We start from the raw sequence: 14,668 nt of genomic DNA on the forward strand, positions 1-14,668 counted from the left end.
ACCTTTGCAAAAATTTTATTTCATGAAGTTCGCACATCGTTTCGCTTATTATTTAGTTGGTCTGGTTATGGGATGCTTTTTTGTAGCCCTTGTTTTTAGTGGAAAAGACACTCGTTGCAACTATTTTCCGAATGCCCGGGTTTTAAATACTTTGCGCACAAAACCTTTTCAATATTCTGAAAAAGCAGTTCAGACTTTAAATGAAAAATGGGTGGATACAGCGGATGTGAAAAACACTCTAAAATTTGGAGATGTTGATTTTGATCAGAGTAATGTTCCTTTCAAAAAAGGAAAACTGTATATTATAGAGGGAAAAACAATTAAGAACCAGGAAATTATTTTAAAGGTTGTTAATTACGAAAACAAAGCCGTTTTAGAAGAGATTGTAAAGAAAGAAACCAAAGAGTAGACATATTATAAAGTCAGATTTGTCATTTCGACGAACGAGAAATCACACACGAAATTCGGCAAATTTTATTGCTAAATATGGTTACGCGTGTGATTTCTTCTTAAATCGAAAGACAAGATTTTAAAAATTAAAACCATTCGATTTCTTTAATTCCTTTGGATTTTAAAAATTCATTCGTCTTGCTAAAATGTTTATTTCCAAACCATTTCCCCTGATTTGCACTCATCGGAGACGGATGCCCGGATTCCAGAACATAATGTTTCAAACGATCAATTTTTTGACCCTTTTTCTGAGCAAAACTTCCCCATAACAAGAACACAACATTTTCTTTTTTATCAGAAATAGCCTGAATAACCGCATCAGTAAATAAATTCCATTTTAGATGTTTATGACTATTAGCAGTATCTTTTCGAACTGTTAACGAAGCATTTAAAAGCAGCACGCCCTGATCTGCCCATTTCTCAAGATTACCAGAAGTTGGCATAAAAATCGAGTCGAAATCTGCATTTATTTCCTTGAAAATATTACGCAGTGAAGGCGGAATCTTTACATTGTCATTAACAGAAAAGCTTAATCCATTTGCTTCTCCCTCTCCATGATAAGGATCCTGACCAATAACAACAACTTTTACATCATTGAATGAACAATGATTGAACGCCGAAAAAATCAAATCTATTGGCGGATAACAAATATGATTGCTACACTCGTCTTCTAATGACAAAAGCAAATCTTTAAAATAAGGTTTTTCTAATTCATCCGCTAAAACGGTTTGCCATTCAGGAGAAAGATTAATTTTCATTTAAATAAATTTTATTACAAATTACGCAAAGTTTTTTTCAAAGTACTAATTAATAGTATCATTTCGTTCTAAAACTTTGTAACTTTGAACCTTTACAACTTACGATATAAATGATATCTATTACCGAAAAAACATTACAAGATTTACAATTCCCAACAGTACTCGAAACCATTTCGGCGGGCTGTAATACCGATATAGGAAAAGAAAAAGCTTTAAAAATAACTCCTTTCAGAGATAAGGAAACTTTGATGCAGGCTTTAATGCAGACATCTGAATATGTTTCGTCTTTTGAAAACAATAATGCTATTCCAAATCATGGATTTGACGCCATAACGCACGAAATTAAATTTCTGGCGATTGAAGATAGTTTTCTTGAAGTGGGAAGTTTTAGAAAAATAGCGACGCTTTCGTCGACAGCAAACTTCTTATTGAATTTCCTTAAAAAGTTCGACGATTATTATCCAAACTTAAACGCAAGAGCTTCAAGAGTCGAATACACCAAAGATATTGTGACTTTAATTGAGGCTATCGTAGATAAATACGGAGAAATCAAAGATAATGCTTCGCCTGCGTTATTGAGTATTCGCCAGAATATGAATATCATACGCGGCAAAGTGAATCAAAGTTTTGGAGTTGCATTAACCCAGTACAACAGCCTTGGCTATTTAGACGATATCAAAGAAAGCTTTGTGCAAAACCGCAGGGTTTTAGCTGTTCTCGCGATGTATCGCCGTAAAGTAAAAGGCTCTATTTTAGGCAGTTCCAAAACCGGAAGTATAGCTTACATTGAACCTGAAACTACATTGCAATATTCGAGAGAACTAGCCAATCTTGAATACGAGGAAACAGAAGAAATTACCCGAATATTAAAGCAATTATCCAATGCTATTCGCCCCTTCCTGCCCATTCTAATTGAGTATCAGGAATTTTTAAGTGACATTGATGTCGTTTCCGGAAAGGCAAAATACGCGAACAGGATTAATGGAATCTTACCTGCAATTACAGAAGAACGCAGATTATTCTTCAGAGAAGCATATCATCCTATTTTGTACTTGAACAATAAACAAAAAAATGAAATTACCCATCCGCAAACTATTGAATTAAAACAAGATAACCGAATCATTGTGATTTCTGGCCCAAATGCGGGTGGAAAGACGATTTCGCTTAAAACAGTTGGTTTATTACAGCTGATGTTACAATCAGGAATGTTGATTCCTGTTCATGAACGAAGTGAAACATTTTTATTTGATAGAATATTAACCGATATTGGAGACAATCAATCTATTGAAAACCATCTAAGTACTTATAGTTATCGATTGAAAAACATGAATTATTTCCTAAAAAAGTGTAATAAGAAAACCATGTTTTTGATTGATGAATTTGGTACCGGTTCTGATCCCGAATTGGGTGGTGCCCTGGCCGAAATTTTCCTGGAAGAATTTTATCACCGTGAAGCGTTCGGGATTATTACAACACACTATTCAAATTTGAAAATTCTGGCTAATGAATTGCCTTTTGCAACAAATGCGAATATGATGTTTGATGAAAAATCGCTTGAACCTATGTACAAACTTGCTTTAGGTCAAGCTGGTAGTTCGTTTACTTTTGAAGTTGCCCTAAAAAATGGTATTCCGTTTGGATTAATCAATCGTGCCAAAAAGAAAATCGAAGTTGGTAAAGTTCGTTTTGATAAAACGATTGCGACACTTCAAAAGGAACGCTCTAAATTAGAAAAAACTTCGATCAATCTGAAAGAAGAAGAAACCAGAGCGCGTGAAGAAAGCAAAAAGATGGAAAACATCAATGTAAAAATCAAACAAAAACTGGAAAGCTATCAGGAATTATATGACAGTAATCAGAAAACAATTTACATTGGTCAGAAAATAGAAGATATCTCGGAGAAGTATTTCAACAATAAAAACAAAAAAGAACTTATTGGTGAGTTTTTGAAAATCATAGAAATTGAAAATTCAAAACGCAAAAAAGCAACGCCAAAAGAAGCCAAAGCTATAACGGAAAAGAAAAAAGAAGTGATTGCAGAAGTTTCAGTTCAGGTGGAAGAAATTCGAAAAGAGAAAAAAGAAAAGAAACTTAAACCTGTTATCGAAAAACCCAAACCAATTTTGAAAGTTGGTGACAGAGTAAGAATGCTTGACGGAAGATCTGTTGGAAGTATCGATTCGATCGAAAAAAATAAAGCCACTGTAAATTACGGCATCTTTACTTCAAAAGTAAGTTTGGATGAATTGGAATTAGTTGAAGCAGCTAAGAAATAATTTTTTAGTTTTTAGTCGCAGTTTTCAGTTATAAAAAAGCTTAAATTTTATGAAAAATTAAAATAAAGCGATTTGAACAAAGATTTCAAGAAAGACGATTAGGAAGATGACTATTTCTAAAAAATAGCTTAAAAATAATTTATGAAAGCTGTTTTTGATTTATTAAATTTATCGGTTTTTTATTTTTGATAGCCAAAATCAATATTTAAAAATATACTTTTTTTGTGCCATTCCGATGAACGACGAATCTTCGCAAGTAACTCCGTAAAGTTTAAGAAAGACTATATTGAATTTATTGTTAAGTTTCTTCGTTTCTCAGAATGACAAACTACTTGCAAGCTTTGTCGAAATTTTAAACTTTAATAAAAGCTTGAAAAAAAAACTTAAAACCTGAAACCTGAATTTTTCTCAAATGCAAGACCTTCCGAAAAATAAAAAAATAATTCTCTTTGATGGCGTTTGCAATTTATGCAATGGTGCTGTTCAGTTTATTATCAAACATGATAAAAAAGATATTTTTAGGTTTGTTGCTTTGCAGTCGGAATTGGGAATTGAGATTTGTAAATATATCGGTGTTGATCAGGCTAAAATTGATAGCATTATTTTATACAATCCCGGTGTTGCTTATTATTACAAATCTTCAGCAGTTCTAGAAATTGCTGAAGATTTGGGTGGATTTTACAGTTTGCTTTTTATTTTCAAAATTTTCCCTGAAAAATTCAGAAATTACATTTATGATTACATTGCTAAAAATCGTTATAAATGGTATGATAAAAAAGAAAGCTGTATGATTCCAACTCCGGAATTGAAGGCAAAATTTCTGTAAAGATTATTTACCGATCTTATTACAAGACTTGGACTTTGCTTGACTGGGCAAACTTCGAAAAATAGAATTTCTTCTAAAAACTGATACTTAGCCCTGATAGAAACGGAAATCCTTTTTGGGTTTTCTTTAAAACCAAAAATATTGAAGTGAATAGCAGGAAATAGCTTTTAAAAAATACAATAAAAAAAGGCCTCAAATTCAGATGAACTTGAGGCCTTTTAGTTTTTAAATCACGAATTAGTTTCTGATTAATTTTTTGTATTTCAGACGTTTCGGAGTCAAATCTCCTCCTAAACGTTTCTTTTTGTTTTCTTCGTATTCAGAGAAACCACCTTCAAAATAATATACTTCAGAATCTCCTTCGAAAGCTAAGATGTGTGTACAAATTCTGTCTAAGAACCATCTGTCGTGAGAAATAACTACTGCACAACCCGCGAAATTCTCTAAACCTTCTTCAAGTGCACGAAGTGTATTTACATCTAAATCATTCGTAGGCTCATCTAATAAAAGTACGTTTCCTTCTTCTTTCAAAGTCATTGCCAGGTGCAAACGGTTACGTTCACCTCCAGATAACATTGAAACTTTTTTGTTTTGATCGCTTCCGCCAAAGTTAAAACGGCTTAAATAAGCACGAGAGTTCACCTGACGTCCGCCCATCATGATTAGTTCCTGACCATCTGCGAAATTTTCCCAGATCGATTTATTAGGATCAATATTAGAGTGCGACTGATCTACGTAAGCGATTTTTACTGTTTCACCAATAGAAAACTCACCACTATCCGGTTCTTGCTCGCCCATGATCATTCTGAAAATAGTAGATTTACCGGCACCGTTTGGCCCGATAACTCCAACAATTCCGGCTTGTGGCAAAGTGAAATTTAAATTATCATACAATAATTTATCTCCAAAAGCTTTGGCTACATTTTTTGCCTCAATAACATTTGTTCCTAAACGTGGACCGTTCGGGATATAGATTTCCAGATTTTCATCCAGTTGTTTTTGATCTTCGTTTAATAATTTGTCGTAATTCTGTAAACGCGCTTTTTGTTTTGTCTGACGGCCTTTAGCTCCCTGACGAACCCAGTCAAGCTCACGCTCTAAGTTTTTACGACGTTTTGAAGCCACTTTTTCTTCAAGTGCCATTCTGCTTGATTTTTGATCTAACCAGGAAGAATAATTTCCTTTCCAAGGAATACCTTCTCCTCTATCTAACTCAAGAATCCAACCCGCAACATTATCCAGGAAGTATCTATCATGCGTTACAGCAATAACAGTTCCGGCGTATTGTGCTAAATGCTGCTCTAACCATAGTACCGATTCAGCATCTAAGTGGTTGGTAGGCTCATCAAGTAACAATACATCAGGCTGTTGCAATAACAAACGACATAAAGCTACACGACGACGCTCTCCTCCTGAAAGATTTTTGATTGGCGTATCTCCATCCGGCGTACGCAAAGCATCCATTGCGATTTCTAATTTTGTATCGATTTCCCACGCTCCCAATGCATCGATTTTATCTTGCAAGGCAGCCTGACGGTCCATCAATTTATCCATTTTATCTGCGTCTTCGTAATTCTCCGGAAGGCCAAATAAATCATTTATTTTATTATATTCTTCCAGAACTGCCATAGTTTCAGCAACTCCTTCACGAACGATTTCGATAACGGTCTTATCATCATCTAATTGTGGCTCTTGCTCTAAATAACCAACGGTATAACCCGGGGCAAAAACTACATCTCCCTGATAATTTTTATCAACTCCCGCAATAATCTTTAAAAGTGAAGATTTACCAGAACCATTTAAACCTAAAATACCAATTTTAGCTCCGTAAAAAAAGCTTAAATAAATATTCTTTAATACTTGTTTGTCGCTGCTTGAGTAGGTTTTACTCAATTTTGACATCGAGAAAATTACTTTCTTATCGTCTGACATGCCTATTAATTTTTAATTTTTATTATTATTTTCTATTTAAACTCTACCTTTTAAAGCATTAAAAACCCAGGCATTAGCAAAAAAACCAACACCAACTGCCACAAATCCCCAGCCAGAGACATCTCTGTATCTAAAAGCGCCAAGACCTATAAGTAACAATCCCATAAGTACCATTATAAAAGTAGCCCATCCTAAAACGGTATTTTTATTCATTCCCATAATTGTGTAATTATTATTTTAAAAGTAGTATTTTTTTCAGAGATGCAAATATCGTGAATTTTCACGGCTTAATTAAATATTTTGTACAGCATTTCTTTTAATAAATCTCCCTGTGACAAAGCATTGGCTCCTACACCTTTACTTTTTACATCGACGTCACGTAAAGCTCCTACAATCTGACTCACTTTTCGCATTGGGTAATTTTTTATGGCTAAATCATATTCTTTTAAAAAATAAGGATTCACTCCAATAACAGCCGCTACATTTTTTGGATTTTTGTCTTTGAGCCCATGGTATTTTAAAAGCTGAATAAAAAAACCAAAAACCAAACCTGTTGTCATTACTATTGGATATTCTTTAGGGTTATGAGCAAAATTCTCGGCTATTTTATATGCTTTCAATTGATTACGTTCTCCAATTGCTTTTCGAAGTTCGAATACATTATAATCTTTACTAAAACCAATATTTTCCTCAATATGCTGTGGTGTAATTACGGTTCCTTGTGGCAGAATAATTTGTAATTTTTCGAGTTCATTATTAATTTTACTCAAATCTGTACCTAAAAACTCAACCAGCATAGCGTTTGCCTTTGGATCGATTGTATATTTTTTACCGGCAAGAACACGTTTTATCCAATCGCCAACCTGATTTTCGTATAATTTTTTGCTTTCATACACAATTCCTTTTTGAGCCAATAATTTGGTAACTTTTTTACGTTTATCAAGCGTTTTATACTTATAGCAAAAAACCAAAACCGTTGTTTCCATAGGGTTGTTTACGTACGATTCTATCTTATCAATTGTTCTTGATAAATCCTGTGCTTCTTTTACAATAACCACCTGACGATCAGCCATCATAGGATAGCGCTTAGCCGTTGAAACAATATCTTCTACAGAAACATCTCTTCCATATAATACCGTTTGATTGAATCCCTTTTCTTCTTCAGAAAGTACGTTCTGCTCAATATATTCTGATAATTTATCGATATAATAAGGCTCCTCACCCATTAAAAAGTAAATTGGTTTTATATTTCCGGCTTTGATATCATTAACAATTTTTACAACTTCGTCCATTCGATACTCTTATTTCAAGTCTGAGATTTCACATTCCGGTTTTAATTAGTTAAAACTTTAATTTGAAACCTGAAACTATTTTATATTTTTGCGCTATGCAGCAATTAAATTTTCCTTCTTATACTTTCCGATTCAAAAATAGCGAAAATAAAGTGTCTATTTTTGATGAAATCAGGAAAAAATTTATCATTCTTACTCCAGAGGAATGGGTGCGTCAGCTTGTGGTTCATTATTTAATTGACGAAAAAAAATACCCTAAATCGTTAATCAATGTAGAAAAAGTTTTAACTGTCAACGGATTAAGGAAAAGATATGATGTGGTCGTGTTTAATTCTGACGGTTCTATACATATATTGGTAGAATGTAAAGCTCCCAGTGTAAAAATTTCTCAGGCAACTTTTGATCAGATTGCCCGTTATAATATGACAATGCAGGCACGATTTTTGAATGTGACAAACGGTCTGAGCCATTTTTATTGTCAAATGGATTTTGAAAACGAAAAATATCAGTTTTTACGAAATTTACCAGATTATAACGAATAAAATAATATTAAAAATAAATAAAATTACTTTTGAATAAAATAGCTGTTGTCATTTTAAATTGGAATGGAGTAAAATTGTTAGAGCAATTTTTACCCTCTGTTGTTCAGTTTTCGCAAGGGGCTCAAATATATGTTGCTGATAATGCTTCGTCAGATGATTCTATACATTTTGTTAAGGAGAATTTTCCAACTATAAAGATTGTTCAGAACAGCGGTAATCACGGTTTCGCCAAGGGGTATAATGATGCTTTGCAGCATATTGATGCAGAAATTTACGCTTTGGTAAATTCAGATATTGAAGTGACTGAAAATTGGCTGAATCCAATTATCGAAAATTTTGATCAGGAAAAGCAAACTGCTATCATTCAGCCTAAAATTCTTGATTATAAAAATAAGGAATACTTTGAATATGCAGGAGCTGCAGGTGGATTCATAGATAAATATGGTTTTCCATTTTGTCGCGGACGTGTTTTTGATACTATCGAAAAAGACAATGGACAATACAATGATAATTGTGAAATCTTTTGGGCTTCAGGAGCTTGTTTCTTTATCAGAAGTGAAGTATATCACGAGTTAGGAGGTTTTGATGAAACCTTTTTTGCACATCAGGAAGAAATTGATTTATGCTGGCGTGCATCAAACGAAGGACATATTATCAAATACAATTCAGGATCGGTTGTCTATCATGTTGGAGGCGCAACTTTGCAACAGGAAAATCCTAAAAAGACGTATCTTAATTTCAGGAATTCATTATTGATGCTTGTCAAAAATTTACCTAAAAAAGGATTGTTTTTTGTAATCTTCTTCAGAATGGTTTTAGACGGAATTGCAGGTATCCGTTTTCTTACACAAGGAAAGTTGCAACATACTTTCGCAATTCTAAAAGCACATTTTTCATTTTACTGTATATCTTTGGCCTATCTGCGAAAGCGAAAAGATTTTCAAATACAACAATACTATACCGTGAAAAGTATCGTTTACTTGTATTACATAAAGAAATTGCTTGTTTTTAAAGAAATCTTTAACAGTAATCAAAATATTAAGAACTAAATTTGTAATCAACGTTTAATTAAATATAATACCTATGAGAAAAATAGTAATCGCACTATCAGTATTAATGGCCTTAACTTCGTGTGTATCGAAAAAGCAATACGCAGCATTAGAAGCTAAGAACAAAGAAACCCAAGATTTATTAAACTCCTGCACTGTAAAACTAAACGCTTGTTTAGAGGAAAAAGCGGGATTAGCTGCTACGGCTGAAAGCTACAAAGCACATAATCAAGACTTAATAAGCACTTCTAAAGACTTAACAGTTTTAACAACTAAAGGAGCTGAAAATCTTGAAAAATCTTTAGAAAGTTTAAAAGAAAAAGATCTGAAAATATCTAGATTACAAGATGCATTAACTAAAAAAGACAGTGTAACGTTAGCTTTAGTTACAAGCTTAAAAGGTGCTGTTGGAATCAACGATCCGGATATCGAAATCAATGTTGAAAAAGGTGTAGTATTTATTTCTATCGCAGACAAATTATTATTTAAAAGCGGTAGCTATGATGTAACTGATAAAGCAAAAGGTGTTTTAGCTAAAGTTGCAAAAGTAGTAAATGACAAACCTGATTTTGAGTGTATGGTTGAAGGTCACACAGATAGCGTTCCTTACAAAAGCAACGGAATTTTGTTAGACAACTGGGATTTAAGTGTTAAACGTTCTACTTCTATTGTACGTGTATTAACAAATGATCTTGGTGTTAACCCTGCTAAATTAATCGCAGCTGGTAGAAGTTCTTATGTACCATTAGTTGCTAATGATACTCCGGATGACAGAGCCCGTAACAGAAGAACTCGTATTGTTGTTATGCCAAAAATCGATCAATTCTATGATATGATTGAAAAAGAAATGAAAAAACAAGCGAAATAATCTTCGTTTTACATACTTTATTAAACAGAAAAAGCAGGTCAATTGACCTGCTTTTATGTATCCTTAATTTTTTTAATAACCAATTAAATATAAATCAAGAATAGCATTATCTTTAAACTAACTAAATTTTAACTAATCTAAAGTTAGTTATTTATTTTAGAATATTATGCAATTTCAGTATTTTTTTACAAATAGATCCTATTTAATGTCTCTAATCGTCAGATAATTTACTTAATACCGTAATTTAGAGGTAGCAAATCTGCTACTTTTTTCTCTGCTATCTTACCTGAAAAGAGTATGCTTTCTATATTAGAGTTATTACCATACTTATAGATATAAAAACTATCTGTTTGAAAAGTAATCTTAGATTCTTCAGTTCTATTAAACGCAATATTGTAAGCAGCAAAAATATCTTTTAAGTTTTCATTTTTCACCTCTCCTTTTGGCTGTGGCAAAATTTCAACTTTTACAAAATCTTCCTCCTTAATAATTCGAAAACGCTTAAGAGGATCGATACTATTATCGTCATTAAGTAATATGAATTTTTTTATTCCCCAATCACTTTTAGCAAAATTTCTAAAAAACTGAATTTGAGATCCTTGATATGCTTTTTCCCTGCGCTCGAGAACAGTAACCGAATTATCGATATCTTCAAATCTACTTACTCCACCATAAAAGTTTTTAATAACATCTTTAGGGCTAATACTCAATTTATTAAAAGCGACTTCAAAAACTACCAATTCATAATCTATTTTATATCCTAAAGCTTCGTTTACAATAGTTAGCGGTTTATCTGATGATGCTGTAAAAATTAATTTCTCTTTATCGTATTTAAAACGAAGATCTGATTCATTTTTTATAACAGTCAATTTTGCATTATTTGTTTTACCTAAAAAATATTCTCTAAATAATTTTAGTTTCTGTTCTCTTGTAAACAATTCATTTTTAGTGATAACAACTTCTTTGAGTTCATTTTCAGAAACTGCCAGGCTAACATTTAATGGTTTTGAGGCATCAAGTCCTGTAAGGTATTCAGTTTGATATCCCATGAAACTTACCACCAAAATATTATTCGCATTAGGCTCGTACTTGATAGCAAAATTTCCATTTGTATCTGAAATCGTAGAAATGGTAGTTCCGTCTAAATAAACATTTACACCTTCGAGTGCGATATTATCTTTACCCGAAATTTTACCCTTTAGAATATTTTGCGAAAATATGGCGACAGAAGAAAATAATAATAAGAACAGATAAAAGTTTTTCATAAAAAGAAAAGGTTTGGTTAATTTCCAGCTAATTAACCAAACCTTTTTATATTATCCTAGATAATAGATAAAAAAACCTTACAATATATCGATATCTCCTTTTCCTTCTCTAATAATAACCGGCTCATGTTCTGACAAATCAATAATTGTTGAACCTACGTTGTCACCGTAACCTCCATCAATAACAAGATCTACAAGGTTTTGCCATTTTTCAAAAATCAATTCGGGATCTGTTGTGTACTCAATTACATCATCTTCATCACGAATAGATGTCGAAACTATAGGATTTCCCAACTGTCGAACAATTTCTAAAACAATATTATTATCAGGAACACGAATACCAACAGTTGTTTTCTTTTTGAACTCTTTTGGCAAATTATTATTTCCCGGTAAGATGAACGTGTAAGGACCTGGTAATGCTCTTTTTAAAATTTTAAATGTAGAGGTATCAATCTGACGGACATAATCTGAAAGGTTGCTCAAATCGTGGCAAATAAATGAAAAATTGGCTTTCTCCAACTTAACTCCTTTTATTTTTGCGATTTTCTCTAACGCACGTGAATTGGTAATGTCACAACCTAAACCGTATACGGTATCTGTTGGATAAATTACTAAACCTCCGTTCTGAAGCACTTTTACCACTTTGGCAATTGCAGCTTCACTAGGTTTATCAGGATATATTTTTATAAATTCAGCCATTTTTCTTTTTAGAATAAAGATATTAGATTATAGAATAAAGATTATTCTTTACCCATTTTAAACTTTCAGTGCAGACAGTACTATATTAGTATAGCAAATAAATACAATTAAAAAAATTGATAATTTTTAATGAAATTAAGTTTCTCAAATCTTTTTTCTTGCATCTGTTTTCTTTCTTCTCTTTTACCCAATAACATCCAATTTCGCAAATCGAAGTAATAGTTTCTTGATTCCGCCAACTTCAAATTTTATTTCAGCTTTTTTATCTGCGCCAACTCCTTCCAAATTTACCACTTCACCTTTTCCAAAACGTTCATGCATTACAACATTACCAATCGTTAAACTATTGTCAAACAAATTTGGTGCGGAACTATTCGGATTATTACTGGCAACAGGTTTTAGTTTACGAATATTTAAATCTGACCTAGGCTCATTATTCCCTGTATTTTTCACAGGCGGAGTTGATCCAATTGGTTTTGCCAAACGCAATTTCGATTTATCAACATCTCCAAAAATATCTCCGTCAATTGGCGATTTGTATCGATAATTAGTTTCAGCAGGAGTTAAATATTCTAAATATTGCCCATCAATTTCTTCAATAAAACGTGATGGTTCACTATCCGTTAATTTTCCCCAACGGTAACGTGATTGCGCATAAGTTAAATAGGCCTGATGCTCTGCACGAGTTAAAGCTACGTAAAATAAACGACGTTCTTCTTCTAATTCGCTTCTTGTACTCATACTCATAGCACTTGGAAATAAATCTTCTTCCATACCTACGACGAAAACATGAGGGAATTCAAGTCCTTTTGCCAGGTGAATCGTCATCAACGCTACACGATCTTCGTCAGAAGTATCTTTATCTAAATCAGTTGCAAGCGCTACATCTTCCATAAATTCAGATAAAGCTCCTCTTGCGCCATCAATTTCTTTTTGCCCTTCAGTAAAATCTTTCAGACCGTTTAGAAGTTCTTCGATATTCTGGATTTTAGCCATTCCCTCAGGTGTGGCATCTTTCTTTAATTCCTGAACCAATCCGGTTTTCTTGGCTACATAATCAGTAATATAAAAAGCATCCTGATTTTGATCGATAACCTGAAAACTCTGAATCATCGTTACAAAATCATTGATTTTATTCTTCGTTCCTGCGTTTAATTTCAGGTCGATTTTATCAATATTTACCATTACTTCCCAAATCGAACGTTTGTAATGATTGGCAGCAATAGTCAGTTTCTCAACCGTTGTATCTCCAATTCCACGAGCCGGGTAATTAATTACACGAACAAGGGCTTCTTCATCTTTTGGATTAATTACCAAACGCAAATAACACAAAACATCTTTGATTTCCTTACGCTGATAAAATGATAATCCACCATAAATTCGATACGGAAGATCACGTTTTCTCAAGGCATCCTCCATGGCACGTGATTGTGCATTGGTACGATATAAAATTGCAAAAGAACCATTGTGAAGCTGATTTTGCATTTTTTGTTCAAAAATCGTACTGGCTACAAAACGACCTTCTTCAGCATCAGTCAAACTGCGATGCACTTTTATCTTTTGCCCAAAATCATTTGCTGTCCAGACTACTTTGTCCAGTTTTGTTTTATTATGCTCCATTACCGTATTAGCCGCTTCAACAATGTTTCTTGTTGAACGGTAATTTTGCTCTAAACGAAACATGATCACACCTTCATAATCTTTCTGGAAATTCAAAATATTATTAATATTCGCTCCACGGAAAGCATAAATACTCTGCGCATCATCTCCTACCACACAAATATTCTGAAATTTATCAGACAAAGCCCTTACAATCAAATATTGAGAGTGATTTGTATCCTGGTACTCATCAACCATAATGTATCTAAAACGGTTTTGATACTTCGCTAAAATCTCAGGAAAACGAGTCAGTAATTCGTTGGTTTTCAGCAACAAATCATCAAAATCCATCGCACCCGCTTTAAAACAGCGCTCTACATATTGCTGATAAATTTCTCCCAACCTTGGTCTTTTCGCCATGGCATCGGCTTCAACCAATTCCGGATCATTGAAATAGGCTTTTACTGTAATCAAACTATTTTTATAATTAGATATACGTCCTAAAATCTGTTTTGGTTTATAGACATCACGATCCAGCTGCATTTCTTTAATAATAGAAGAAATCAGTCTCGCCGAATCCTGAGAATCATAAATCGTAAAATTGGAAGGGTATCCTAAATGATCCGATTCTGCACGAAGAATACGCGCAAATATCGAGTGAAAAGTTCCCATCCAAAGGTTTTTTGCTTCAGATGCGCCCACAATATCCGAAATCCTGTGTTTCATCTCACGGGCTGCTTTATTGGTAAAAGTAAGCGACAAAATATTGAACGCATCAACACCCTGTGCCATCAAATAAGCAATTCTAATCGTTAAAACACGGGTTTTTCCTGAACCTGCACCAGCAATAATAATCATTGGCCCATCTTTCTTTAAAACAGGCTGTCTCTGTGCTTCATTGAGCTGGTCAATGTATTTTTGCATGAAATTTTTCTCCATAATTGATGCAAAAATAAGAATTTAAAAAGAAAGTTCCTAAGGTACTAAGGTGCTGAGTTGCTAAGTTTTTTTTGAAGCAAAACAATAGGCTTTTCATGAAACATAGTTCCCGCTTTCGGCTATATCTTTCCGTTCCACTACGAGGATACCGCCTCTATCCTACCGTCTGGACA

The 14,668-nt window shown here is 33.3% G+C and carries 13 protein-coding genes; 6 read left to right on the forward strand and 7 right to left on the reverse strand.

The annotated features are described in order from the left end of the window. The first annotated feature begins 22 nt into the window (after positions 1 to 22). Entirely contained in the window at positions 23 to 409 is a 387-nt protein-coding gene (locus B0A67_RS23400) for a DUF4258 domain-containing protein (RefSeq protein ID WP_072963549.1), read from the forward strand. Between the two features lie 127 nt (positions 410 to 536). Here the strand turns inward: B0A67_RS23400 and ung are convergent, their stop codons facing one another. Continuing rightward, positions 537 to 1,208 (reverse strand): uracil-DNA glycosylase, encoded by a 672-nt coding sequence (gene ung, locus B0A67_RS23405; RefSeq protein WP_072963552.1) that lies wholly within the window; start codon positions 1,206 to 1,208, stop codon positions 537 to 539. Positions 1,209 to 1,318: 110 nt separating this feature from the next. Between ung and B0A67_RS23410 the strand changes: the two genes are divergently transcribed. Beyond that, positions 1,319 to 3,484, forward strand: a complete 2,166-nt coding sequence (locus tag B0A67_RS23410) for an endonuclease MutS2 (RefSeq protein ID WP_072963555.1) — start codon at positions 1,319 to 1,321, stop codon at positions 3,482 to 3,484. Positions 3,485 to 3,896: 412 nt separating this feature from the next. Further along, entirely contained in the window at positions 3,897 to 4,310 is a 414-nt protein-coding gene (locus B0A67_RS23415; RefSeq protein ID WP_072963558.1) for a thiol-disulfide oxidoreductase DCC family protein, read from the forward strand. A 237-nt stretch (positions 4,311 to 4,547) separates the two neighbouring features. On the opposite strand, the gene ettA is transcribed toward B0A67_RS23415, so the two are convergent. The 3 genes from ettA to holA form a co-directional block, all read right to left on the reverse strand. Beyond that, entirely contained in the window at positions 4,548 to 6,242 is a 1,695-nt protein-coding gene (ettA, locus tag B0A67_RS23420) for an energy-dependent translational throttle protein EttA (protein WP_072963561.1), read from the reverse strand. Positions 6,243 to 6,278: 36 nt separating this feature from the next. Further along, complete coding sequence (locus tag B0A67_RS23425; RefSeq protein WP_035680915.1) at positions 6,279 to 6,461, reverse strand: CAL67264 family membrane protein; 183 nt, start codon at positions 6,459 to 6,461, stop codon at positions 6,279 to 6,281. A gap of 68 nt (positions 6,462 to 6,529) precedes the next feature. Further along, positions 6,530 to 7,534, reverse strand: coding sequence for a DNA polymerase III subunit delta (holA, locus tag B0A67_RS23430; RefSeq protein ID WP_072963564.1), 1,005 nt, complete (start codon positions 7,532 to 7,534; stop codon positions 6,530 to 6,532). 95 nt (positions 7,535 to 7,629) lie between these two features. Between holA and B0A67_RS23435 the strand changes: the two genes are divergently transcribed. The 3 genes from B0A67_RS23435 to B0A67_RS23445 are packed head-to-tail and all read left to right on the forward strand — an operon-like array spanning position 7,630 to position 9,993. Beyond that, on the forward strand, positions 7,630 to 8,076 hold the full coding sequence (locus tag B0A67_RS23435) for a type I restriction enzyme HsdR N-terminal domain-containing protein (protein ID WP_072963567.1): 447 nt from the start codon (positions 7,630 to 7,632) through the stop codon (positions 8,074 to 8,076). 29 nt (positions 8,077 to 8,105) lie between these two features. Further along, entirely contained in the window at positions 8,106 to 9,125 is a 1,020-nt protein-coding gene (locus B0A67_RS23440; RefSeq protein ID WP_072963571.1) for a glycosyltransferase family 2 protein, read from the forward strand. A 34-nt stretch (positions 9,126 to 9,159) separates the two neighbouring features. Continuing rightward, positions 9,160 to 9,993, forward strand: coding sequence for an OmpA/MotB family protein (locus B0A67_RS23445; protein WP_072963574.1), 834 nt, complete (start codon positions 9,160 to 9,162; stop codon positions 9,991 to 9,993). 227 nt (positions 9,994 to 10,220) lie between these two features. Here the strand turns inward: B0A67_RS23445 and B0A67_RS23450 are convergent, their stop codons facing one another. The 3 genes from B0A67_RS23450 to B0A67_RS23460 all read right to left on the reverse strand — a co-directional run bounded on the left by B0A67_RS23450 (position 10,221) and on the right by B0A67_RS23460 (position 14,480). Continuing rightward, positions 10,221 to 11,258, reverse strand: a complete 1,038-nt coding sequence (locus B0A67_RS23450; RefSeq protein WP_072963577.1) for a carboxypeptidase-like regulatory domain-containing protein — start codon at positions 11,256 to 11,258, stop codon at positions 10,221 to 10,223. A gap of 78 nt (positions 11,259 to 11,336) precedes the next feature. Continuing rightward, on the reverse strand, positions 11,337 to 11,957 hold the full coding sequence (locus B0A67_RS23455) for an L-threonylcarbamoyladenylate synthase (protein ID WP_047775227.1): 621 nt from the start codon (positions 11,955 to 11,957) through the stop codon (positions 11,337 to 11,339). A 183-nt stretch (positions 11,958 to 12,140) separates the two neighbouring features. Then, positions 12,141 to 14,480: an ATP-dependent helicase gene (locus tag B0A67_RS23460; protein ID WP_072963608.1), complete on the reverse strand. Its 2,340-nt coding sequence runs from the start codon at positions 14,478 to 14,480 to the stop codon at positions 12,141 to 12,143. Positions 14,481 to 14,668 lie beyond the last annotated feature (188 nt).

The organism is Flavobacterium aquidurense (assembly GCF_002217195.1).
Lineage (GTDB): Bacteria > Bacteroidota > Bacteroidia > Flavobacteriales > Flavobacteriaceae > Flavobacterium > Flavobacterium frigidimaris.